Origin of the sequence: Streptomyces sp. NPDC005494 (assembly GCF_042872025.1) — a bacterium.
Lineage (GTDB): Bacteria > Actinomycetota > Actinomycetes > Streptomycetales > Streptomycetaceae > Streptomyces.
Genome location: NZ_JBIAJR010000010.1, coordinates 279,293 through 302,805 on the forward strand (window position 1 = coordinate 279,293; position 23,513 = coordinate 302,805).

At 70.3% G+C, this 23,513-nt stretch carries 19 protein-coding genes and 1 riboswitch; of the genes, 16 read left to right on the plus strand and 3 right to left on the minus strand.

The features are described from left to right. The first annotated feature begins 28 nt into the window (after nucleotides 1-28). From ACFYQ6_RS27680 to ACFYQ6_RS27740, 13 genes are all read left to right on the plus strand, one after another. Nucleotides 29-655, plus strand: coding sequence for a hypothetical protein (locus tag ACFYQ6_RS27680; protein ID WP_388765461.1), 627 nt, complete (start codon nucleotides 29-31; stop codon nucleotides 653-655). Beyond that, nucleotides 652-2,208, plus strand: coding sequence for a serine/threonine-protein kinase (locus tag ACFYQ6_RS27685; protein ID WP_361575181.1), 1,557 nt, complete (start codon nucleotides 652-654; stop codon nucleotides 2,206-2,208). The genes ACFYQ6_RS27680 and ACFYQ6_RS27685 overlap by 4 nt, the downstream gene beginning before the upstream one ends. A gap of 170 nt (nucleotides 2,209-2,378) precedes the next feature. Next, complete coding sequence (locus ACFYQ6_RS27690) at nucleotides 2,379-3,035, plus strand: SurA N-terminal domain-containing protein (protein ID WP_388765464.1); 657 nt, start codon at nucleotides 2,379-2,381, stop codon at nucleotides 3,033-3,035. A 29-nt stretch (nucleotides 3,036-3,064) separates the two neighbouring features. Beyond that, complete coding sequence (locus ACFYQ6_RS27695) at nucleotides 3,065-4,051, plus strand: nucleoside triphosphate pyrophosphohydrolase (protein ID WP_361575175.1); 987 nt, start codon at nucleotides 3,065-3,067, stop codon at nucleotides 4,049-4,051. Further along, nucleotides 4,048-5,343: a cytochrome P450 gene (locus ACFYQ6_RS27700; protein WP_388765466.1), complete on the plus strand. Its 1,296-nt coding sequence runs from the start codon at nucleotides 4,048-4,050 to the stop codon at nucleotides 5,341-5,343. The genes ACFYQ6_RS27695 and ACFYQ6_RS27700 overlap by 4 nt, the downstream gene beginning before the upstream one ends. 105 nt (nucleotides 5,344-5,448) lie before the next feature. Beyond that, nucleotides 5,449-6,450 carry a transglycosylase family protein gene (locus ACFYQ6_RS27705; RefSeq protein ID WP_388765468.1) on the plus strand — a complete coding sequence of 334 codons (1,002 nt, stop codon included), beginning with the start codon at nucleotides 5,449-5,451 and terminating at the stop codon, nucleotides 6,448-6,450. Between the two features lie 291 nt (nucleotides 6,451-6,741). After that, nucleotides 6,742-6,913, plus strand: a riboswitch (cyclic di-AMP (ydaO/yuaA leader). Beyond that, nucleotides 6,914-7,600: a transglycosylase family protein gene (locus ACFYQ6_RS27710; protein ID WP_388765470.1), complete on the plus strand. Its 687-nt coding sequence runs from the start codon at nucleotides 6,914-6,916 to the stop codon at nucleotides 7,598-7,600. It abuts the riboswitch before it with no gap. Between the two features lie 493 nt (nucleotides 7,601-8,093). After that, nucleotides 8,094-9,380: a phosphopyruvate hydratase gene (gene eno, locus ACFYQ6_RS27715; RefSeq protein ID WP_073753119.1), complete on the plus strand. Its 1,287-nt coding sequence runs from the start codon at nucleotides 8,094-8,096 to the stop codon at nucleotides 9,378-9,380. A gap of 94 nt (nucleotides 9,381-9,474) precedes the next feature. After that, nucleotides 9,475-9,945 carry a septum formation initiator family protein gene (locus ACFYQ6_RS27720; protein ID WP_361575162.1) on the plus strand — a complete coding sequence of 157 codons (471 nt, stop codon included), beginning with the start codon at nucleotides 9,475-9,477 and terminating at the stop codon, nucleotides 9,943-9,945. A 70-nt stretch (nucleotides 9,946-10,015) separates the two neighbouring features. After that, nucleotides 10,016-10,549 carry a DUF501 domain-containing protein gene (locus ACFYQ6_RS27725; protein WP_145809372.1) on the plus strand — a complete coding sequence of 178 codons (534 nt, stop codon included), beginning with the start codon at nucleotides 10,016-10,018 and terminating at the stop codon, nucleotides 10,547-10,549. A gap of 34 nt (nucleotides 10,550-10,583) precedes the next feature. Further along, nucleotides 10,584-11,525, plus strand: coding sequence for a Ppx/GppA phosphatase family protein (locus tag ACFYQ6_RS27730; protein WP_361575159.1), 942 nt, complete (start codon nucleotides 10,584-10,586; stop codon nucleotides 11,523-11,525). Between the two features lie 448 nt (nucleotides 11,526-11,973). Further along, nucleotides 11,974-13,380 carry an NAD(P)/FAD-dependent oxidoreductase gene (locus ACFYQ6_RS27735; RefSeq protein WP_361575156.1) on the plus strand — a complete coding sequence of 469 codons (1,407 nt, stop codon included), beginning with the start codon at nucleotides 11,974-11,976 and terminating at the stop codon, nucleotides 13,378-13,380. A 253-nt stretch (nucleotides 13,381-13,633) separates the two neighbouring features. Beyond that, the gene (locus tag ACFYQ6_RS27740) at nucleotides 13,634-14,938 is read left to right on the plus strand and encodes a cyclopropane-fatty-acyl-phospholipid synthase family protein (RefSeq protein ID WP_361575153.1); all 1,305 of its coding nucleotides are present in this window, start codon (nucleotides 13,634-13,636) and stop codon (nucleotides 14,936-14,938) included. Between the two features lie 89 nt (nucleotides 14,939-15,027). On the opposite strand, the gene ACFYQ6_RS27745 is transcribed toward ACFYQ6_RS27740, so the two are convergent. The 3 genes from ACFYQ6_RS27745 to ACFYQ6_RS27755 all read right to left on the minus strand — a co-directional run bounded on the left by ACFYQ6_RS27745 (nucleotide 15,028) and on the right by ACFYQ6_RS27755 (nucleotide 19,573). After that, a complete protein-coding gene (locus ACFYQ6_RS27745) occupies nucleotides 15,028-17,559 on the minus strand; it encodes an ABC transporter permease (RefSeq protein WP_361575150.1) in 2,532 nt (843 codons plus the stop codon). Between the two features lie 56 nt (nucleotides 17,560-17,615). Beyond that, complete coding sequence (locus tag ACFYQ6_RS27750) at nucleotides 17,616-18,383, minus strand: ABC transporter ATP-binding protein (protein ID WP_356742416.1); 768 nt, start codon at nucleotides 18,381-18,383, stop codon at nucleotides 17,616-17,618. Between the two features lie 170 nt (nucleotides 18,384-18,553). Next, complete coding sequence (locus ACFYQ6_RS27755) at nucleotides 18,554-19,573, minus strand: LacI family DNA-binding transcriptional regulator (RefSeq protein ID WP_361575146.1); 1,020 nt, start codon at nucleotides 19,571-19,573, stop codon at nucleotides 18,554-18,556. Between the two features lie 224 nt (nucleotides 19,574-19,797). Here ACFYQ6_RS27755 and ACFYQ6_RS27760 point away from each other — a divergent pair, with 224 nt between their 5' ends. The 3 genes from ACFYQ6_RS27760 to ACFYQ6_RS27770 all read left to right on the plus strand — a co-directional run bounded on the left by ACFYQ6_RS27760 (nucleotide 19,798) and on the right by ACFYQ6_RS27770 (nucleotide 23,512). Further along, nucleotides 19,798-21,531 carry an ABC transporter substrate-binding protein gene (locus ACFYQ6_RS27760; RefSeq protein WP_388765475.1) on the plus strand — a complete coding sequence of 578 codons (1,734 nt, stop codon included), beginning with the start codon at nucleotides 19,798-19,800 and terminating at the stop codon, nucleotides 21,529-21,531. Between the two features lie 83 nt (nucleotides 21,532-21,614). Further along, the gene (locus tag ACFYQ6_RS27765) at nucleotides 21,615-22,610 is read left to right on the plus strand and encodes an ABC transporter permease (RefSeq protein ID WP_145808978.1); all 996 of its coding nucleotides are present in this window, start codon (nucleotides 21,615-21,617) and stop codon (nucleotides 22,608-22,610) included. Continuing rightward, a complete protein-coding gene (locus tag ACFYQ6_RS27770; protein ID WP_388765478.1) occupies nucleotides 22,607-23,512 on the plus strand; it encodes an ABC transporter permease in 906 nt (301 codons plus the stop codon). The genes ACFYQ6_RS27765 and ACFYQ6_RS27770 overlap by 4 nt, the downstream gene beginning before the upstream one ends. Nucleotide 23,513: the final 1 nt, after the last annotated feature.

Consider the following 23,513-nt stretch of genomic DNA (forward strand, 5'->3'; position numbering starts at 1 on the left):
TCCGACCCACGCCCTCCGGGAGCAGCACATGCACGGCTACGGCTATCCGCCGGAGCAGCAGCCGAAGCGTCGTCCGTCCTCGGCCACGCTGGTCACGCTGCGCGTGGTCTTCGTCGCGCTCACCTTCCTGAGCTGTGGCCTCCTCGCCTGGGCGGCCATGCTGCGGCTGGCGATCGTGACCCGCAAGCCGCGCGACTGGTGGCTGCTCGCCCTCGTGTTCGCGCTGAACGTCGGACTCATCGTCTACCTCGGGACGTTGCCGGACGACGAGGAGGTGATGTCCGACGCCCAGGCGCTCATCATGCTCACCTGGATGCTGGTCGTCTTCGCGGGCACGGTCACCTACTACCTCTACGCGGAGATCCGCCACTACGGTCCGTACGGCGGCCCGCAGGGCGTTCCGTACGGCTACGCGACCCCGCACCCCGGGGCCTTGGCGTCGCCCGCCGCCGGATACGGACAGCAGACCGTGCCCGTCCCGCCCGCCGTGACGCCCGCCCCGTCCTACGGCTATCCGCCCGCCCCGCCGCAACGGCCGGCCGCCACGCCCCCGTCGGACACCCCGAGGCCCGCCGGGCCCCAGCGCCTGGACCAGGTGCGTGCCGAGCTCGACGAGCTGAGCGACTACCTCCGCAAGGAGGGTGACGGCCGGTGAACGGGCGTGTGATCGCCGGGCGTTACGAGCTGGCGACCATTCTCGGCCAAGGCGGCATGGGGCAGGTCTGGACGGCGTACGACCAGCGTCTCGACCGCAGGGTCGCGGTGAAGCTCCTGCGTCCCGACCGGGTCGCGGGCCCCTCGGGCAGCCAGGCCGCCGACGATCTGCGCCGCAGGTTCGTCCGGGAGTGCCGGGTCACCGCGCAGGTCGACCACCCCGGGCTGGTCACCGTCCACGACGCGGGGAGCGACGGCGAGGACCTCTATCTCGTCATGCAGTACGTCGAGGGCGCCGACCTCGCCGACCATCTCGCCGAGCACGACCCCTATCCATGGCCCTGGGCCGTCGCGATCGCCGCGCAGCTCTGCGCGGTGCTCTCCGCCGTGCACGCCGTGCCGATCGTCCACCGCGATCTCAAGCCGCGCAACGCGATGGTCAAGCCGGACGGCACGCTCACCGTGCTCGACCTGGGCATCGCCTCCGTCATGGACACCGACACGACCCGTCTGACGCACACGGGTTCACCGATCGGCTCCCCGGCCTACATGGCCCCCGAGCAGGCGATGGGCGGAGCCGTCGGCCCGTACACGGACCTGTACGCCCTCGGGGTGCTCCTGCACGAACTGCTGAGCGGGGACGTGCCGTTCGCGGGCTCCACCGCCCTGGGAGTGCTGCACCGCCATCTCTACGAGCCGCCGCTCCCGGTCCGCCATCTCAGGCCCGAGGTCCCCGAGGCGCTCGAGGCACTCGTGCTGCGGCTGCTCTCCAAGGACCCGCAGCACCGTCCCGCCTCCGCCCAGGAGGTGTACGAGTGCCTGCGGCCCCTGCTGCCCTCCGGGGGTTCGCCGGCCGGGCCGCTCGACCCGACCCGGCCCTTCCTCCGTCCGCAGGCGCCCTGGCCGGACCGGGCGGCGGTCCCGGCGCCCGCGCCCGTCCCCGCCCAGCAGGCACCGGCCGCACCGCACGAGCCGCCCTCCCGCCCGAACGTGGCGCAGGCCGTCGACGACGTGAAGCGGCTCCTGGGCGAGGGCCGGATCACCCAGGCCGTCGACATACTCGGGGGCATCCTTCCGGCCGCCGCGGCGGAGCACGGCGAGCACTCCCCGGTCGTACGGATCCTGCGCAAGCAGTACGCGGCCACGCTCATGGACGACGGGCAGTACCGCCGCGCCCTCCCGGAGCTCCGCCGTCTCGCCGACGACCGCACCGCGGAGGCGGGCCCCGCCGATTCCCAGACCCTGCAGTACCGCTACGACGCGGCGCAGTGCCTGGAGCAGCTAGGCGAGGCGGCCGCCGCGCTGGCCGAGTACCGCGCGGTCCTCCCGTACTACGAGAACGCCTACGCGCACTCCGAGGGTCCGGGGCGGGCCTTCGACATCCGTCATCGCATCGGTCACCTGCTGCTCGGGGTGGGCGACCACGCGGCGGGACGCGCCCAGTTGCAGGCACTCCTGTACGACACGGAGCGCACCTACGGCCCGCACCACCCGCTTCCCACGGAGCTGCGGCGCCAACTGACCCACCACCAGGACGTCCGCGGCTCGGTGTGAGCCCGGCGGCGCCCGAAAAGGGTGAGCCGACGGTGTTTTCGGCGCCGACCCCACACTGACGGGTCCGGAAATCGTTGGTCGAAGCAGTGGCCCGAATCACGTCCACTGCCTAACATCGATCACCGCAAGGCTTTGTGCACTGATGCACAAACTCTCCCCGGGAGGCTCCTTTGCACCGCCGTCGTCGCACCGCGCTCGCCCTTTCCGCCGCCGCGCTCCTCGCGGCCCCGCTCCTGACCGCCTGCGGCAGCGAGGCCCATCCGGGCGCCGCGGCCGTGGTCGGCGGCGACCGGATCGACGTGGCCACGGTCCAGGCGCAGGCGTCCGACGTGCGCAGCGCGCAGCGGACGTCGGAGCGGTCCGGAGAACTGGTGACGAAGTCGGGGCAGTTGAACCGGGCCAAGCTGCACAGCCTGATCTTCGGCCAGGTCCTGGACCGGGCCGCGAAGGACGCCGGGGTGACCGTCAGCCGTAAGGAGATCCAGCAGATCCAGGCCGCCGCCGCCGCGCAGTCCGGTGGTGACGAAGGGCTGCGGACGGTGATGCTGGAGCAGCGCTGGGTGGCCCCCGGCCAGATCGAGAACGACCTGCGCAAGGAGGTCCAGCTCCCGAAGCTGGCGCAGGCGCTCGGTGCCGATCTCCAGACCCCCGCCGGCCAGGCGGTCGTCGGGAAGGCGCTCACCGAGGCGTCGAAGGCCCTGCACATCGACGTCAATCCGCGCTACGGCAGCTGGGACGACGAGAAGGTCCAGCTGAGCACGTACAAGGCGCCGTGGATCACGCAGGTCACCACCTTCCAGGCGCAGGAGCCCGAGGCAGGCGCCTGACCCCGTCCGGCCGGAGGTAGGTTCGAGGCGTGAACGCTGAAGACCCCGGCCGTATCGTCCTGCTCACCGCCAGCCACCGGGTCGCGCCCGGACTGCTGTCCTGGCCCGCCTGGCAGACGCTGCACGCCGCCGAACGGGTGGTGTGCCCCGAGCGGGACCACCCGCAGCTGCCGTACCTGCGGGAGGCGGGCGTCGCCGTCGAGCACGCCTCCCCCTCGGCCGAGGAGCTGGTGGACGACTGCGCGGGCGGCCGGACCGTGGTGGTGCTGGTGGGCGGCGAGGGGAACCAGCCGCTCACCGACGGGCTGGCCCGCCTCGGCGGTTCCGGCCGCGTGCACATGCCGGACCTGGAGCTGCTGCCCGGTTCGTACGACCTGCCCGGCGCGCGCCTCCTGGACCTGGTGCAGGTCATGGACCGGATCCGGCTCGCGTGCCCGTGGACCTCGCAGAAGACCCACGAGGGCCTCGCGAAGTACGCCATCGAGGAGGCGTACGAACTGGTCGAGGCCATCGAGGACGGCGACAGGGACGAGCTGCGCGAGGAGCTCGGGGACGTGCTGCTCCAGGTCGTGTTCCACGCGCGCATCGCGCAGGAGGACCCGGAGGAGCCGTTCGGGATCGACGACGTCGCGGGGACGATCGTCGACAAGCTGATCCACCGGCACCCGCACGTGTTCGGCGACGAGACCGCCGAGACCCCGGAGGACGTCCGCGCGCACTGGCTGCGTACGAAGGCGATCGAGAAGCAGCGCGACTCCGTCACCGACGGGGTGCCGCTCGGGCAGCCGGGTCTGGCGCTGGCGGCCAAGCTCGGAAGCCGCGCCCGGACGGCCGGGATCGACGCCGCACTGCCCCAGGGGGACGGGGTCGGCTACCGGCTGCTCGCCCTCGCGGTGCGGGCCGAGCAGGACGGCATCGACCCGGAGGCCGCTCTCCGGGCCGCCGCCCGGGCCTACCGGGACGCGATCCGGGCGGCGGAAGGGCTCGGGGCAGGTCCCGATAGCGTCGAGGAGTGAACGACAGCCCCCGCACCGCCTCCGCGCCCGACGCCGCACCCGAACTCTTCACCTGGGAGTTCGCCACCGACCCGTACCCCGCCTACGCCTGGCTCCGGGAGAACAGCCCCGTGCACCGCACGCCGCTGCCCAGTGGGGTCGAGGCATGGCTGGTGACCCGGTACGCGGACGCCAGGCAGGCGCTCGCCGACACCCGGCTCTCCAAGAACCCGGCGCACCACGCGGGGTCAGCGAACGCCAAGGGGAAGACGGGTATCCCGGGGGAGCGCAAGGCGGAGCTGATGACGCATCTGCTGAACATCGACCCCCCGGACCACACCCGGCTGCGCCGGCTGGTGTCCAAGGCGTTCACCCCGCGCCGGGTGGTGGAGTTCGCGCCCCGCGTGCAGGAGCTGACGGACCGCCTCATCGACACGTTCGTGGAGGAGGGGAAGGCGGATCTCATCCACGACTTCGCCTTCCCGCTTCCCATCTACGCGATCTGCGATCTGCTCGGAGTGCCGCGCGAGGACCAGGACGACTTCCGTGACTGGGCGGGCATGATGATCCGGCACGGCGGCGGTCCGCGCGGCGGGGTGGCCAGATCGGTCAAGAAGATGCGTGGCTATCTCGCCGAACTGATCCACCGCAAGAGGGAGAATCCCGGTGACGACCTGATCTCCGGGCTGATCCGGGCGAGCGACCACGGCGAGCACCTCACCGAGAACGAGGCCGCCGCCATGGCCTTCATCCTCCTGTTCGCCGGCTTCGAGACGACCGTGAACCTCATCGGCAACGGCACCTACGCGCTGCTGCGCAACCCCTCCCAGCGCGCACGCCTGGAGCGGTCGCTCGCCGCCGGGGAGACGGACCTGCTCGCCACGGGCATCGAGGAGCTGCTGCGTTACGACGGGCCGGTGGAACTCGCGACGTGGCGGTACGCCACCGAACCCGTGACGCTGGGCGGACGGGAGATCGCGGCGGGGGACCCCGTCCTGGTGGTGCTGGCCGCCGCCGACCGGGACCCCGAGCGCTTCCAGGATCCTGACACGCTGGATCTCGCGCGGAGTGACAATCAGCACCTCGGATACGGACACGGCATCCACTACTGCCTGGGGGCGCCGCTGGCCCGGCTGGAGGGTCAGGTGGCTCTCGCGACGCTGCTCCGCCGCCTCCCCGACCTGCGGCTCGCTGCGGAACCTGCCGATTTGCGGTGGCGCGGCGGGCTCATCATGCGTGGACTGCGCACGCTTCCCGTGGAGTTCCGGCCGGGGCGCTCCGGCGAAGAAAGTGACAGCCTGTCAACTCCGTGACTTTCACGTGATCTCCGCTGCATCGACTTGTGACACACGTTCGAGTAGGGCTAGGTTCACCGTTCGACTCACCCGTCACATGTCAGTCACACGGAAGGCAATCCCATGGGCTCCGCGACCGGCAGACACCGTCGCCCTCGCCAGGCACCCGCCATCGTCGTCGCCGCAGGCGTCACCGGATCGGCCATCGCCATCCCGCTGCTGGGCGCGGGCGGCGCGCAAGCCGCCGAGGCCACGACCTGGGACCGGGTCGCGGAATGCGAGAGCGGCGGTATGTGGAGCGCCGACCTCGGCAACGGCTACTACGGCGGACTGCAGTTCTCGCAGGACACCTGGTCGGCCTACGGCGGTACCGCCTACGCGCCCCGGGCCGACCTCGCGAGCCGCTCGCAGCAGATAGCGGTCGCGGAGAAGGTGCTGGACGACAAGGGCCCGCAGGCCTGGCCCAGCTGCGCCGTGATCTCCGGGCTCGCCCTGGACGGGACGCTGCCGGGCATCGACCCGGGCGGCGAGCCGTCCGACGGGTCCACGGAGAGCCCGTCCCTGTCCGGGACCCCCTCGTCCAAGGCCTCGGCCCAGGCGGACGCGGCCAAGGGCACCGAAGGGAAGACCGAGGACACGTCCGAGGGCGGGACGGACGAGGCCGGCGGGGCCGACTCCTCGGCGAGTGCCGACGCCTCGCCGTCCGCCACCCCGTCGCCCGAGGAGTCGGAGACCGCCGGCACCTCGAAGGGGGACGCGGCGAAGGGCGGTAAGCACCGTGGCACGCCCGCGCCCGAGTCGAGCGCGGAGTCGGACCTGGAGGACGGGCGTGAGTCCGGTCGGCACGCCTCCCGTGGCGACGCGGACGCGCGCCAGGACGCGGACGGCTCGTACACCGTCCGTACGGGCGACAACCTCTGGGCGATCGCCGACGCGCAGGAGCTCCCGGGCGGCTGGCCCGCGCTCTACGAGGCCAACAAGGACGAGCTGGGCTCCGACCCGGACCTGATCCTGCCCGGCCAGAGTCTGGACCTCGACCTCACGGCGGAGGCAGAGGACACCCAGGACACGCAGGATGCGAAGGACGGTCAGGATGCCCAGGCGAAGGCCTCGGCGGACAACTGATCCAAAGCGGGAAAACGCCCCTGAATCAGGGGTAGTTCAGAGGCCTATGTCCACTTATGCGTAAGTGAGACATGGGTCTCTTTGCTGTCATCGGGGCGCCCCGTCCGTCCGGTCCGTCCATATTGGCTCCGACCTGCGCAAACGATCCGCGGCCCCGCACCAGTACGTGCTGATTAGCCGTTATGTCCATCTTTGAAAGTAGGGGTTGGGTGTGTTTACGGTCGGAGCCGCTCGCACCGCGGGCACCTTCGACCGTCACGCCGAATCCTGCCGTCGGCCGAAGGGGAACCGACGCGTAAAGCGCCGTAGGCAGGAGCGGGGGACCCAGGTAGGCGCCGGGCCCGGCCGTCGGAAGACGGGTACGGGTACGGCTCGGGGTGAAGTCGTCCGCGAGTGCGGGCGACCGGGCAACTCACAGGCCCGAACCCGACAGCTCACCTCGTAGGCGTCGGTGAGGAGAACCATGCTGCTTTCCAGCAAGGGCAAGCACCGTCGCCCGTCCAAGGCCGTCCGTGTCGCCACCCTGGCCGGTGTCGCCGGTGCCGCCGTCGCCGTGCCGCTGATGGGCGCCACCAACGCCTCGGCCGCCTCCGTCCAGACCTGGGAAGCCGTCGCCCAGTGCGAGTCCGGTGGCAACTGGTCCATCAACACCGGCAACGGCTACTACGGCGGTCTGCAGTTCTCGCAGTCCAGCTGGGCCGCCGCCGGCGGTACGCAGTACGCCGCCCGTGCCGACCTGGCCACCAAGAACCAGCAGATAGCCGTGGCCGAGAAGCTCCTCGACCTCCAGGGCCCGGGCGCCTGGGCCTGCGCCGGCGCCGGCGGCCTGACGAACGACGGCGTGGACCCGGGTGTCGACACCGGCTCCGGCACGGCCGAGAAGGCCCAGCCGGAGCGCACGGCCGAGCAGCCCGCCTCGCGCAGCGAGACGCGCACGGAGCCGAAGGCCGAGAAGACCGTCACGACCCCGACCGGCGAGAAGGTCGAGAAGGGTGACGGCGAGTACAAGGTGAAGGCCGGAGACACCCTCGGCAAGATCGCCGACGCGAAGAAGGTCAAGGGCGGCTGGGAGAAGCTGTTCGAGCTGAACGACGACATCGTCGACGACGCCGACCTGATCTTCCCGGGTCAGCAGCTCCACCTGAAGTAGCCGGGACCACCTGAAACGGTCAGGTCCCACCTGAGGTGGATCCGGGTCCCGCGCCCTGAAGCGGTACGGGTTCCACCGAAGCGGTACAGGTTCCATCCGGAGTGGTCCGGGGTTCCTCCTCCTGCCCCGGAGTCCCGGCCCGGCGCGCCCACCCCCCTGCGCGCCGGGCCGGGGCCGTGTCCGGCGCCGCGCAGGCGCCGCGGAACCGTCCACGCAACCCCCTCGGAACCGTCCACGGAGACCCTTCGGGGCCGGACGCGGCACCGCCGGGCGGCCCCGGCCGTCGGGGCCCGCGGGACGCGCCTTCGTTCAACTGTTGTAGTTACTTGCCAGTAAAATTCTGGAGCTTTGCCCGTAATGCAGGTCCTTGGGTCCTTTTTCGTCCCAGGGGACGGGCGGACGGCCGACGGATCAGGCAGAGCCGGTTAGGCTCGTGCCGCAAGGCCACAGTGACCCTGCACAACCAGTGTCAGATCCCAGAAGGAGATGCCTCGTGCCGTCCATCGACGTCGTCGTAGCCAGGGAAATCCTCGACTCCCGGGGCAACCCCACGGTCGAGGTCGAGGTTGGCCTCGACGACGGCAGCACGGGACGTGCTGCTGTTCCGTCCGGCGCCTCCACCGGTGCGTTCGAGGCCATTGAGCTTCGCGACGGTGACCCCAACCGCTACCAGGGCAAGGGCGTCGAAAAGGCCGTCCTCGCCGTGATCGAGCAGATCGGCCCGGAGCTCGTCGGTTACGACGCCACCGAGCAGCGCCTCATCGACCAGGCGATGTTCGACCTGGACGCGACCGAGAACAAGGGCTCCCTCGGCGCCAACGCCATCCTCGGTGTCTCGCTCGCCGTGGCGCACGCCGCGTCCGAGGCGTCCGACCTCCCGCTCTTCCGCTACCTCGGCGGTCCGAACGCGCACCTGCTGCCCGTTCCGATGATGAACATCCTGAACGGCGGCTCGCACGCCGACTCCAACGTGGACATCCAGGAGTTCATGATCGCGCCGATCGGCGCCGAGTCCTTCTCCGAGGCCCTGCGCTGGGGTGCGGAGATCTACCACACGCTCAAGAAGGTCCTGAAGACCAAGGGCCTGTCCACCGGTCTCGGCGACGAGGGCGGCTTCGCCCCGAACCTCGAGTCCAACCGCGCCGCCCTCGACCTCATCCTCGAGGCCATCAAGGAGGCCGGTTACGTCCCCGGCCGCGACATCGCGCTCGCGCTCGACGTCGCCGCGTCCGAGTTCTACAAGGACGGCGTCTACGAGTTCGAGGGCAAGTCCCGCTCGGCCGCCGAGATGACCGAGTACTACGAGGAGCTCGTCTCCGCGTACCCGCTGGTCTCCATCGAGGACCCGCTGTACGAGGACGACTGGGCCGGCTGGAAGGTCATCACCGACAAGCTCGGCTCCAAGGTGCAGATCGTCGGTGACGACCTGTTCGTCACCAACCCCGAGCGCCTCGCCCGTGGCATCGAGGAGGGCTCGGCCAACGCCCTGCTCGTCAAGGTCAACCAGATCGGTTCGCTGACCGAGACCCTGGACGCCGTCGAGCTGGCCCAGCGCAACGGCTTCAAGTGCATGATGTCCCACCGCTCCGGTGAGACCGAGGACGTCACCATCGCCGACCTCGCCGTCGCCGTGAACTGCGGCCAGATCAAGACCGGCGCCCCGGCCCGCTCGGACCGCGTCGCCAAGTACAACCAGCTGCTGCGCATCGAGGAGATCCTCGACGACGCCGCGGTCTACGCCGGCCGTTCGGCGTTCCCGCGGTTCCGCTTCGAGGGCTGACAGCCCGAGTCCGGGGCACCAGCCTCCGTCCGTCCCCGCATCCGGTCCCGTACCGTGTGCGGGGACGGACGTGCGTAACGGGGAGGCGTGAGACATGGCCGGGAAGGACCGCGACCGGTTCTCCACCGCGACCAGGCTGCGGCTGCTCGGTGAGCAGACGGCGGCCCGCGTCTACCGGTCCCAGAACCGCCGTCAGGCACGGCGGTCCCGGCTCACCGGCCGGGCCGCGTTCCTCGCGCTGATCGTCTGTTCCCTGGTGGTCGCCCTCGCGTATCCGATGCGGCAGTACATCTCCCAGCGCGATCAGATCGCCGAACAGGAGAGGCTCTCGCGGGAGGCGCGTTCGCGGACCGAGGAGCTGCGTGACGAGAAGGCGCGGCTCAAGGACGACGCGTACATCCGCCGTCTCGCGCGCGAGCACCTGCACTACGTGCTGCCCGGCGAGACCGGATATACGGTGGTCGACCCGGACGCGGCCGAGGTGCGCCGCGGCGAGCCGGGGGCGACGGGCCGGCCCTGGCACTCCAACCTCTGGGACGGCGTCGACAGCGCGGACCGGGAATGACCTTCCGGACGCGCCGGGCCCTCTTCCCGCACCGATTCATACAGTCCGACCGATGACATTCAAGGCAGGCATGGACACGCCCCCTCCGCAGACCGAATCCACCACGCCCACCGATGCGGACATCGCCGCGTTCGAGCTGCAGCTCGGCCGCCCGCCGCGCGGTCTGCGCGCCATCGCGCACCGATGCCCGTGCGGCAACCCGGACGTGGTCGAGACGCAGCCCCGTCTGGAGGACGGCACGCCGTTCCCGACGACGTACTACCTGACCTGCCCCCGTGCCGCGTCCGCGATCGGCACGCTGGAGGCCAACGGGGTCATGAAGGAGATGACCGAACGCCTGGCCACCGACCCGGAGCTGGCCGCCGCCTACCGGGCCGCGCACGAGGACTACATCGCCCGCCGTGACGCCATCGAGGTCCTGGAGGGCTTCCCGAGCGCCGGCGGCATGCCGGACCGGGTGAAGTGCCTCCACGTCCTGGTCGGCCACTCGCTCGCGGCCGGCCCCGGGGTGAACCCGCTGGGCGACGAGGCGATCGCGATGCTGCCGCAGTGGTGGGCGAAGGGCCCCTGCGTCACGCCGTGCGGCGAGTCCGACGCGTCCTGACCCCGTGCGGTCCACGTACAACCACAGGAGCCCCATGACCCGCGTTGCCGCCATCGACTGCGGTACCAACTCCATCCGCCTGCTCGTCGCGGACGCGGACCCCGCCACCGGACGGTTCACCGAGCTGGACCGCCGGATGCGGATCGTCCGGCTCGGCCAGGGTGTCGACCGGACCGGCCGGCTGGCGCCCGAGGCGCTGGAGCGCACCTTCGACGCGTGCCGCGAGTACGCGGACGTCATCAAGGAACTCGGCGCCGAGCGGATCCGGTTCGTCGCCACCTCCGCCTCCCGCGACGCGGAGAACAGCGCCGTGTTCGTCCAGGGGGTGCTGGACATCCTGGGTGTCGAGCCCGAGGTCGTCACCGGTGACCAGGAGGCGCAGCTCTCCTTCGACGGTGCCACCAAGGAGCTGGAGGGCAGCGACCACCTGGAGAAGCCGTATCTCGTCGTGGACATCGGCGGGGGCTCCACCGAGTTCGTCGTCGGCGACGACCGGGTGCGCGCCGCACGGTCGGTGGACATCGGCTGCGTACGCATGACCGAGCGTCATCTCGTCCAGGACGGCGTGGTCGTGGACCCGCCCACCCCCGACCGGATCGCCGCGATCCGCGCGGACGTCGACGCCGCCCTGGACCTCGCCGAGGAGACCGTGCCGCTCGCCTCCGCGGCCACGCTTGTCGGCCTGGCCGGGACGGTCACCACCATCGCCGCGATCGCGCTGGGGCTGGAGGAGTACGACTCGGAGGCGATCCACCACTCCAGGGTCTCCGCCGGGCAGGTCCGGGAGATCACCGCGAGGCTGCTCGCCTCGACGCACGAGGAGCGGGCGGCCGTCCCCGCGATGCACCCCGGCCGGGTCGACGTGATCGCTTCCGGGGCCCTCGTCCTGCTCGCGGTGATGGAGCGCACCGGAGCGGGGGAGGTCGTCGTCAGCGAACACGACATCCTCGACGGAATCGCCTGGTCCGTCGCTTGATCACAGGGTGGCGGCAGGCGCGGTGAGATGCCGCTCATACGCATTCCGGCCTGCACCTTTGAGCCCGCCGAGGCCCCTCCGGACCCGTCCGGAGGGGCCTTTCGCGAAGCGCCGCCACGAACTTCGTGAACTTCTTCACAAGGAATTCGGCCCCTCTGGGGGAAGTTCTTCCTCCGGAGGGCCGCACGAGTCGCCCACAGGGCCGTGCCGCAGTGATGCGGGGGTGTTGCGCGGGGGTGGCGGCGGTGTGTCCCGCGCTGCCGGTTCGGCTCGCCCGGCGCCTCAAGGGCCAGCTCACAAGCGGTGAACAACGTTCGCCGGGCCGCCGTGGTTCCCCGTCGGCGTCATGACCTGGGTCACGTGGGCGGCGAAGTGTAGCAGAGGGTCGCGCATACCTTGTGAAGGGGCTCACGAGCATGCCCCCCGAGGGGGGTGGATACTCGATGGCATGAGCACCACGGAGCGTCCCAGGATCCTCGTTGTAGGCGGTGGGTACGTAGGCCTGTACGCAGCTCGTCGCATTCTGAAGAAGATGCGGTACGGGGAGGCGACCGTCACGGTCGTCGACCCACGCTCGTACATGACGTACCAGCCCTTCCTCCCCGAAGCTGCTGCCGGCAGCATCTCGCCTCGGCATGTCGTCGTCCCGCTGCGACGCGTGCTGCCCAAGGCTGAGGTTCTCACCGGCCGTGTCACGACCATCGATCAGGACCGCAAGGTCGCCACGGTCGCGCCGCTCGTCGGCGAGGCCTACGAGCTGCCCTTCGACTACCTGGTCATCGCGATGGGCGCGGTCTCCCGTACCTTCCCGATCCCCGGCCTCGCCGAGCAGGGCATCGGAATGAAGGGCATCGAGGAGTCCATCGGCCTGCGCAACCACGTCCTCGAGCAGCTGGACAAGGCTGACTCGACGACCGATGAGGACGTCCGCCGCAAGGCGCTGACGTTCGTCTTCGTGGGCGGCGGCTTCGCCGGCGCGGAGACCATCGGTGAGGTCGAGGACATGGCCCGCGACGCGGCGAAGTACTACACCAGCGTGAAGCGCGAGGACATGCGCTTCATCCTGGTCGACGCCGCCGACAAGATCCTTCCCGAGGTCGGCCCGAAGCTGGGCGCCTACGGCAAGGAGCACCTGGAGAGCCGCGGGGTCGAGGTCTACCTCTCGACGTCCATGGACTCCTGCGTCGACGGTCACGTCGTCCTGAAGAACGGCCTCGAGGTCGACTCCAGCACGATCGTGTGGACCGCCGGTGTGAAGCCGAACCCGGCGCTGTCCCGCTTCGGTCTGCCGCTCGGCCCGCGTGGCCACGTGGACACGTCCGAGAAGCTCCAGGTGCAGGGCACCGACTACATCTGGGCCGCGGGCGACAACGCCCAGGTCCCGGACATGGTCGGCCGCCGTGCGGGCAACCCGAACGCCTGGTGCCCGCCGAACGCCCAGCACGCGCTGCGTCAGGCCAAGGTCCTCGGTGACAACGTCATCTCCGGCATGCGGGGCTTCCCGCAGAAGGAGTACAGCCACGCCAACAAGGGTGCGGTCGCCGGGCTGGGCCTGCACAAGGGCGTCGCGATGATCGTCATGGGCAAGGTGAAGATCAAGCTCAAGGGCCGTCTCGCCTGGTACATGCACCGTGGTTACCACGGCATGGCGATGCCGACCTGGAACCGCAAGATCCGGATCTTCGCCGACTGGACGCTCGCGATGTTCCTGAAGCGCGAGGTCGTCTCGCTCGGCGCCATGGAGACTCCGCGCGAGGAGTTCTACGAGGCCGCCAAGCCGAGCCCCGCGCCCGTCGCGGCCAAGGCCGACGGCGACAAGAGCAAGACCGAGGGTGAGAAGGCCAAGGCCTCCTGACCTCCCGCACGTCACCGAAGGGGTCGTCCGCCATCCGTGGTGCGGACGGCCCCTTCGGCGTGCCCGGGGCGCGCCAACTAGTTGGCCAGTGCAGGTATTTTGCCGTTCCGTTGCCCGCCGGAGGGATGGCTCAGGGGGCCGGTTGCGTTGACCCTGGTGTACCTCACCCCGGCCCCGAGGTGTCGTGGCCCGGTTCGGGTGCGTCTGTGCGAATTTAGGCACGTTCGGAAACACCACCACGGAGGTGAGCGCCATGGCAGACGCCGCGTCGCGGCTGACCGCTCTTGCCGAAGAGTTGCTGGGAGAACCCCTGCCGGTCCGGATCCGGGCCTGGGACGGCAGTGAATCCGGGCCGCCGGGTGCGCCCACCCTCGTCCTGCGTCACCGCCGTGCCCTGCGCCGGCTGCTCTGGAAGCCCGGCGAACTGGGCCTGGCCCGCGCCTGGGTGGCCGGCGAGATCGACGTCGACGGTGACCTGTACGCGGTGCTGGACGCCGTGGCCTCCCTGCTCTGGGAGCGCGGCGCCGACGCGAAGGACACCGTCCACCCCGTCCGCGATCCGAAGGTGCGTGCCTTCGGCCGCGGCCTCGTCGAGCTGGCCGGTCCCTGGCCGCCGCCGCCCCCGCCCGCCGAGGAGGTCCGCCGCCGGACCGGGCCGCTGCACACCAGACGCCGGGACAAGGAAGCGATCAGCCACCACTACGACGTGGGCAACGACTTCTACGCGATGGTCCTCGGCCCCTCGATGGTGTACTCCTGCGCCTACTGGCAGGACGGCTCCACGCTCGAGGACGCCCAGCGCGACAAACTCGACCTCGTCTGCCGCAAGCTCGCGCTCAAGGGTGGCGACCGCCTCCTCGACGTCGGCTGCGGCTGGGGCTCCATGGCCATCCACGCCGCCCGCGAGTACGGCGCCCGGGTCACCGGCGTGACCCTCTCCACCGAACAGGCCGCCTTCGCCCGCAAGCGCATCGCCGAGGAGGGCCTCACCGACCGGATCGAGATCCGGGTCCAGGACTACCGGGATGTCAGGGACGGTCCGTACGACGCCATTTCCTCGATCGGCATGGCCGAGCACGTCGGCTCGGTCCGCTTCCGCGAGTACGCCGACGACCTCTACGCACTCCTCAAGCCCGGCGGCAGGCTGCTCAACCACCAGATCGCCCGCCGCCCCGAGAAGGACGAGTCGGCCTACCGCATCGACGAGTTCATCGACGCCTATGTCTTCCCCGACGGCGAGCTGGCCCCGGTCGGAAGCACCGTCTCCACCCTGGAGGCGGCCGGCTTCGAGGCCAGGGACGTCGAGGCGATCCGTGAGCACTACGCCCTGACCCTGCGCCGGTGGGTCACCAACCTGGAGGAGCACTGGAAGGAGGCCGTACGGGCCACGTCGCCCGGCCGCGCCCGCGTGTGGCGGCTCTACATGGCCGCCTCCGCGCTCTCCTTCGAGCGCAACAAGATCGGCGTCAACCAGATCCTCGCGGTGCGCCCGCTGGAGGGCGGCGGGTCCGCCATGCCGCTGCGGGCCCGGGACTGGACGGCCCAGGCGCACGGTTGAGACCGGACGGCCTCGGCGCACGGCTGAGCACCGGTCCGGGAACGCCGAAGGGCCGGTACCCGCACGGGTACCGGCCCTTCCGCCTGCGCCTACTCCGTCTTGATCGCGGTCAGCATGTTCAGCTTTGCTCCGCTGCGGGCCGGCCAGAGGGAGGCCAGCACTCCCACGAGGCCGGCCAGCACCAGGAAGAGCGCGAGCCGGTCCCACGGGATGACCAGGGCGTAGCCCGGGATCGAGGCGGACAGGCTCTTGCCGATCGCCCAGCCCAGGAACGTACCGAGGCCCACTCCGACCACCGCTCCGAAGAGCGAGATGACCACGGCCTCCAGCCGGATCATGCGCTTGACCCTGCGCCGGTCGAGGCCGATCGCCCGCAGCATGCCGATCTCCTGCTGGCGTTCGAAGACCGACATGGCCAGGGTGTTCACGACGCCGAGCACCGCGATGATCAGGGCCATCGCCAGCAGGGCGTACATGATGTTCAGCGCCGTGTTGATGAAGCCGCCGAACATGTCCCGGATGCCCTGGCGGTCCATGACGCTCATCGCCGGGTTGTCGCCGAGCGCGTCGACCACGGCCTGCTCGTTGGCCTCGCTCTGGCCGCCGTCCATGGTCAGCCAGACCTCGCGGATGTCGGCGAGGGTCTCGTGCGGGTCGACGACCTCCTCGGGGATCAGGACCGGGGACAGGAACTCGTTGCCCTCGTAGAGCGCGCCGACCTTCAGCGTCTCCTTCTTGTCGTCCTGGAACGTCACCGGAACGCTGTCGCCGGTCTTCCAGCCGTGCGACTTCGCGGTCTTGCGGTCGACCGCGATCTCGCCGTCCTTCAGGGAGGCCAGGGAGCCGGAGACCGTCTTCAGAGCGAAGACCTTCTCGACGTCGCCCGGAGTGACCCCGGAGGCCGATACGCCGTCGTCGTCACCGACGGTGAGCCAGACGGCCCGCTGGGGAGAGGCGGCGGCCACGCCGTCGGCCTTGCGCAGCGCGGCGAGCGCCGACGCGTCGAGCGGGTCCCCGCTGGCCATCGAGACCATGTAGTCGGCCCGGATGTTGTCCGTCGTCATCTTGTCGATGGCCTGGCCGAGCGTCACGCCCAGCACCGAGATGCCGGTGACCAGGGTGAGGCCGATCGCCAGGGCGGAGGCCGTGGCACCGGTGCGGCGCGGGTTGCGGACCGCGTTCTGCGCGGCCAGCTTGCCGGAGACCCCGAAGAGTCCGCGCAGCAGCGGGCGGGCCAGGGCGATCACCGGCCGCGAGAGCAGCGGGATGAGCACGATGATCCCGACGAGGGCCAGGAAGGCCCCGCCGCCGATGAGCCAGCGGCCGTTCTCGTCGCCCTGGGCGGCGCCGCCGATGATGGCCGCGGATCCGAGGAGGGTGAGCACCCCGCCGATGGAGTTCCGCACGACCAGCGACTTGGTGGTGGCAACCGCGTGCACGCTGCTCATCGCCGCCACCGGCGGGATCTTGGCGGCACGGCGGGCGGGCAGCCAGGCGGCGAACACAGTGATCAGCACGCCGACCGCGAAGGCGGAGACGACCGCGGTGGGGGAGACGACCAGCGGGCCGGCCGGGATCTTGCCGCCGAACATGCCCATGGCGGAGCGCAGCCCCGTCGCGAGGCCGACGCCGAGCGCGAAGCCGATCACGGAGGCGATCAGGCCCACCACGCCGGCTTCGAGCAGGACGGACCGCTTGATCTGCCGGCGGGAGGCGCCGACGGCGCGCATCAGGGCGAGTTCCTTGGTGCGCTGGGCGATGAGCATGGTGAAGGTGTTGGCGATCAGGAAGACGCCGACGAAGAGCGCGATGCCCGCGAAGGCCAGCAGCATCGTGTTGAGGCTCTTGAGACCGGACTCGGTCATCTCGGCCTCCTCGTCCGCGAGGGCCGCCCCGGTCTTGGCCTCGGCGTTCTCGGGCAGCAGGGGCTTCACCGCGGCCAGCAGCGCCGTGTCGGAGGCGCCGGGCTCGGCGACGACGGTGACGTCCTTGAACTCGCCGGGCCGCAGGTAGAGCTGCTGGGCGACCTCGGTGTCGAAGAGGACCAGGCTGCCGCCCGCGTTCACGGCGCCGTCCTCGGTGGTGAAGACACCGGAGAGGGTGTACTCCTTCACCGGGCCGTTCGTGGCGACCCGGACCTTCTCGCCGACGCGGTAGTCACCCTTGTCCGCGGTGGTCCGGTCGAGGGCGACCTGCCCCGCCTCGACCGGGCCGGCGCCGTCGGTGAAGGTGTACTGCGCGTCCTCGCCGTTCTTCCCCGGGGCGAAGTTGGACCCGGTGTTGGACCAGCCGTTGCCGATGAGCTTGCCGTCGGGGTCGGCGACCCCGGCGAATCCGGAGACCCGTCCGGTGGCCTCGGCCACGCCGTCGAGGGCCTGGATCTTCTCGAGCGTGGCCCGGTCGACGGAGGGGGTCTCCTCGTCGCCGCGCTCGGCCCAGGTCGTGACGGCGACCGCCACGTCGTCGTAGTTCTTGGCCGACTGGTTGCGGAAGGCGTTGCCGAGGGTGTCGGTGAAGACGAGGGTGCCGGAGACGAACGCTACGCCGAGCATGACGGCGAGCACGGTCATCAGCAGCCTGGCCTTGTGCGCGAGCACATTGCGCAGGGCGGTACGGAACATGTCTGTGTGTCCTGGGATGGGTTCCGGAAGGGGGTCGGGAGCGGCGGCCGGCCGCGTCAGCTCGTGCGGCCCTTCGCCTCGAACGCCTTCATCCGGTCGAGCACGCCGTCCGCGGTGGGCTGGGTCATCTCGTCGACGACGGCACCGTCGGCGAGGAAGATCACGCGGTCCGCGTAGGAGGCGGCGACCGGGTCGTGGGTCACCATCACCACGGTCTGGCCGAGTTCGCGCACCGAGTTGCGCAGGAAGCCGAGGACCTCGGCGCCGGAACGGGAGTCGAGGTTCCCCGTCGGCTCGTCACCGAAGATGATCTCCGGCTGCGAGGCCAGGGCGCGGGCCACCGCGACGCGCTGCTGCTGGCCGCCGGAGAGCTCGGTGGGACGGTGCTTCAGCCGGTCGGAGAGGCCCACCATGTCGATGACCTTCTGCAGCCAGGCCGCGTCGGGCTTGCGGCCGGCGATGTCCATCGGCAGCGTGATGTTCTCCAGCGCGGTCAGCGTGGGCAGCAGGTTGAAGGCCTGGAAGATGAAGCCGATCTTGTCGCGGCGCAGCTGGGTGAGCTGCTTGTCCTTCAGCGTCCCCAGCTCGGTCTCGCCGATGCGCACGGAACCGCTGCTGAAGCTGTCGAGACCGGCCACGCAGTGCATCAGCGTGGACTTGCCGGAGCCCGAGGGGCCCATGATCGCGGTGAACTCGCCCTGCGGGAAGTCGACGGTCACCCGGTCCAGGGCGACCACCTGGGTCTCACCCTGGCCGTAGACCTTCGACAGCTCCGTGGCACGGGCGGCGACCGCGGTGGTGCGGTGAACGGTGGTGGTCGTCACAGGGGTACTCCTGGTTCGGGCGGCTGGTGCGCTGGGACCCCTCCATCGTCTCCGCCGAATTCCGCCCGGTCGTCAGTCCCCGTGCCCGTTCCGGGGGCCCTCTTGAGTCGCACCCGCCCACCCGCGGTGTACGTCTGAGGTAGGAGACCGGCCCCGAGGGCCCCGGGTGCTCACCGGGGCGGGGCGGTGGATCCGCGGGGCACCAGGCGGGCCGCCGCGTCCTCGAAACCGGGGGCCGTGCCGTCGGCCACCATCGTCAGGAGCGTGCGGGCCGCATGGCTGCCGTACGCGGAGATGTCCCTGCTCAGGGCGGTCAGCGGAGGCCTCACGACGCGGGAGAGCTGGGAGTCGTCCCAGGCGACCAGCGAGAGATCGGCGGGCACGTCCAGGCCCATCTCCTGCGCGACGGAGAGGCCGGCGACGGCCATGATGTCGTTGTCGTAGATGACGGCGGTGGGCCGCGCGGGCGAGCTGATCAGCCGCCGCGTGGCGTGCGCGCCCTCGTCGCCGGAGTAGTCGGTGTGCACCACCACCGGCTCGTCCAGGCCGAGTTCGGCGCTGATCTCACGCTGGGCGCGGTCGCGCAGCTGGGTGTGGATCAGCTCGGGCATCCCCGCGACCCGGGCGACGGAGCGATGACCGAGCGCGCTCAGATACGTCAAGGTGTCCCGCAGCGCCGCCGCGTCGTCCGACCACACGGGGGTGAGCGATCCGGCCGCCGACGGGTGACCGATCACGACGGCCGGCATGCCCAGCTCGGCGATGCCCTCGATCCGCGGGTCGGGGGAGCGCACATCGGCGACGAACACCCCGTCCACGCGGCCCTCGCCCCACCAGCGGCGGTACATCTCCAGCTCCTGCGCCGGGTCGGTGACCACCTGGAGGAGCAGGGCGCAGCTCCGGGCGGACAGCTCGGTCTCGATGCCGCTGATGAGCTCCATGAAGAACGCCTCGGCCCCGAGCATCCTGGCCGGCCGCGACAGGGCGAGCCCCACGGTGCCGGCGCGCGCCTGGGTGAGGGCGCGGGCCGCGCTGTTGGGGCGCCAGCCGATCTCCTGCGCGATGGCCTTGATCGAGGCACGGGTCGCGGGGGAGACCCCGGGGCGGTCGTTCAGGGCGTACGACACCGCGACTTTGGAGACCCCGGCGCGACGCGCGATGTCGGCGATCGTGGGGCGCTGCTTGGACATGCGACCTCGCTTAACCGGTTCGTGTTCATGCGGCATCCTAGTCGCAGGCCGCTGACCTCTGTCTTCCCCGTCGCGGTCCAGACCTCTACGGGACGCCCTGCAAAAACTGGAATGGGAGCGCTCCCGCTCTCTTGACACGGCTCCGGGGCCCCCATACCTTCACGGCACTTACCCGGTTCAGTAACTCCGCTCGGCAGGGACGGCGCGGGGAAAAAGGAGGGGTTATGGGTACGCGTACCCGGCTGCGGGTCACCACCGCACTCGCCGTGTTCACACTCGCCGCGACCGCGTGCACGGGAGGCGGTTCGGACACGGGCGGCAGTGGCGGCCCGGTCGGCAAGGGCGGCTCGCTGCCGCGCAACGAGACGCTCTACACGACCGGCACCCAGTGGGGGCCTCCGGCCAACTACAACCCGCTGCGCAACTGGGACCACGCGACCGGTACCAAGGGACTGGTCTACGAGACCCTGTTCCACTTCGACCCGAACGAGGGGAAGCTGAACCCCTGGCTCGCGGAGTCGGGCAGCTGGACAGGCGACAAGGCGTACGAGGTGAAGCTCCGTCCGGGCATCACCTGGGCGGACGGCAAGCCGCTGACCGCCAAGGACGTGGCGTACTCCTACGGCCTCGGCAAGATCGAGGCCTCCGCCTTCCACTCGCTGTGGAGCTGGCTGTCCGACGCGACGGCGGTGGACGACACCACGGTCCGCTTCACCTTCAAGGAGGCCCGCTACCAGGAGTGGGACTCCACCCTCTACAGCCAGCCGATCGTCCCCGAGCACGTGTGGAGTTCGCGTACCGACGAGGACATCCTCAACGGCGTCAACGACAAGCCCGTCGGCACCGGGGCCTACAAGCTGAAGAGCAAGACCCAGGACCGGGTCGTGTGGGAGCGGCGCGACGACTGGTGGGGCACGAAGGCGCTGAGCATGACACCGGCCCCGCGCTACATCGTGGACGTCTCCAACCCGAGCAACGAGGTCGTCATCGGCCAGCTGGGCCAGGGCCAGCTGGACCTCAGCAACAACTTCCTGCCCGGCGCCTCCTCGCTGATCAAGAGCAAGAAGGTCGTGTCGTACTACGACAAGGCCCCATACATGCTCTCGGCCAACACCGCCTGGCTGGTGCCCAACACCACCAAGAAGCCGATGGACGACGCCGCCTTCCGCCGGGCACTCGCCGCCTCCGTCGACACCGGGAAGATCGTCAAGGGTGTGTACGGCGACCTCGTCAAGCCGGCCTCCCCGACCGGGCTGCTGCCGCAGTGGGAGCAGTTCGACGACAAGGCCCTCATCGCGGAGAAGGGCTTCACGCACGACGCCGCCGCCGCGAAGAAGGAGCTCGCGGACGCCGGCTACAAGGACAAGGACGGCGACGGCTTCGTCGAGAACAAGGACGGCTCCGCCCTCAGCCTGAAGCTGGCCGTGCCCTCGGGCTGGACCGACTGGATGGAGGCGGCCAAGGTCATCGCGGCCGGGGCGAAGGACGCGGGCATCAGGATCAGCACCGAGTTCCCCGACCAGAACGCCCTCAACGAGCAGCGCGGCAAGGGCGACTTCGACCTCGTCATCAACAACGAGCGCCAGCTGTCGAACACCCCCTGGACCTACTACGAGTACATGTTCCAGCTGCCGGTCCAGAAGCAGCAGAACACGGTCAACTTCGGGCGCTACGAGAACGAAGAGGCCTGGAAGCTGGTCCAGGAACTCGGCGGGGTCAAGACCGACGACACCGCGGGCATGAAGGCCGCCGTGTCGAAGATCCAGGAGATCCAGCTGACCGAGATGCCCATCATCCCCCTCTGGTACAACGGCCTGTGGTCGCAGTCCACCACCGGAGCCTGGAAGAACTGGCCGTCGGACGCCGCCGGAGCACCGAAGACCGCACCGGCCCTGTGGCGCAACTGGCTGGAGATGGGCGGCTTCGAGACGCTCACCCAGCTGAAGCCCGCCAAGTGACGTCGCCGACTCCATGACCGCCCCGCCGTGCGCGCACACCTGACCGTGCGCGCACGGCGGGGCTCTCCACCAGGGGAGCACCCTTGCGCCGCTATTTCGCCCGCAAACTTCTGATCTACGGACTGACCTTCGTCGTCGCCGTCACCGTCAACTGGATGATCCCGCGCTTCATGCCCGGAGACCCGGTCTCCGCCATGGTCGCCCGCGCCCGGGTCTCGCAGCCGGAGGCGGCGGAGGCGATGCGCACGTACTACAACAACCTGTTCGGCTTCGACGAGCCCCTGTGGCAGCAGTACCTCCACTTCTGGGGGGCCCTGCTCCAGGGCGACTTCGGGATCTCCATCTTCGTCTTCCCCACGCCCGTCGGGGACGTCCTGCTCGACGCCCTCCCGTACACCCTGGGCCTGATGATCCCGGCCGTCCTGCTCAGCTGGTTCGTGGGCAACTGGATCGGCGCGCTGTCCGCCCGGCGCAAGGTCCTCGACAACACCGTGCTGCCGGCCGGATATCTGCTCACCGCCATGCCGTACATGTGGATCGCCGTCATCCTCGCCTGGGCGCTCGGGGCCAAGGCGGGCTGGTTCCCCATATCCGGGGGCTACAGCCTGGACATCCAGCCCGGCTGGAGCGCCGACTTCGCCCTCGACGCCCTGCACCACTGGGTGCTGCCGTTCCTCTCGCTGTTCCTGGTCGCGCTCGGCGGCTGGGCCATCGGCATGCGGAACATGATCATCTACGAGCTGGAGTCCGACTACTCGTCGTACCTCGCGGCCCTCGGCGCACCCCAGCGGCTCATCCGCCGTTACGCGTTCCGCAACGCCGTCCTGCCCCAGGTCACCGGGCTCGCGCTCCAGCTGGGCGTGCTGGTCGCCGGAGCGCTCGTCACCGAGATCGTGTTCGCCTACCCGGGGCTCGGCTCGCTGATCCTCGCCGCGATCCAGAACCAGGACTTCTTCCTGCTCCAGGGCGCCTTCCTGTTCATCGTCATCGGCGTACTGATCGCCAACTTCCTCATCGACATCGTGTACGTCGTCGTCGACCCCCGCACCCGTACGGGCATGGCAGGAGGCACGTCATGAGCACACTGTCCGACCCGGCGCCCGAGGCCCCCTCGGCCGAGACGCCCGTGGCCAAGCCGGGCCGCGAGTCGCTGCACTACGCGGTGCGCAACCCCAAGCTGATCATCGGCGTGAGCCTGGTCGCGATCCTGCTGGCGGTCGGCGTCGTCGGCCCGATGCTGCTCGGCAACGGCAACCCCAACGAGTACGTGGGCCCGCAGGCGTCCGCGCCCGACGGCACCTACTGGATGGGCACCACCACCTTCGGCCAGGACGTGTACGCGCAGTTCGTGCACGGGCTGCGCGCCACCTTCCTGGTGGGCGTGGTCGGCGGTGCCATCGCCGCCGTCATCGCCATGGTCGTCGGCTTCCTCGCCGGCTACCGGGGCGGCATCACCGACGAGATCCTCAACATGCTCACCAACGTCGTGCTGGTGATCCCCGCCCTCGCCGTCCTGCTGATCATCAACGCCTACATGGGGGTGCGCAGCGTCGCCGTGCAGGGGCTGTTCATCGGCCTGACCTCGTGGCCGTGGGCGGCCCGCGCGATCCGGGCGCAGACCTTCTCGCTGCGCACCCGGGAGTTCGTGGACCTGGCCCGGCTCAGCGGCAGCGGCACCTGGCGGATCGTCTTCCGCGAGATCGCGCCCAACATGAGCTCCTACCTCTTCATGATGTTCATCCTGCTCTTCGGCGGGTCCATCCTCATCGCCTCCTCGCTGGACTTCATCGGGCTCGGCCCGACCGAAGGCGTCTCGCTGGGCCTGATGCTCCAGAGCGCCCAGCAGTGGAGCGCGCTCCAACTCGGCATGTGGTGGTGGTTCGTCCCGCCGGGTGCCGGGATCACCGCGATCGTCGGCGCGCTCTACGTCGCCAACGTGGGCCTCGACGAGGTCTTCAACCCGAAGCTGAGGGAGTCCTGAG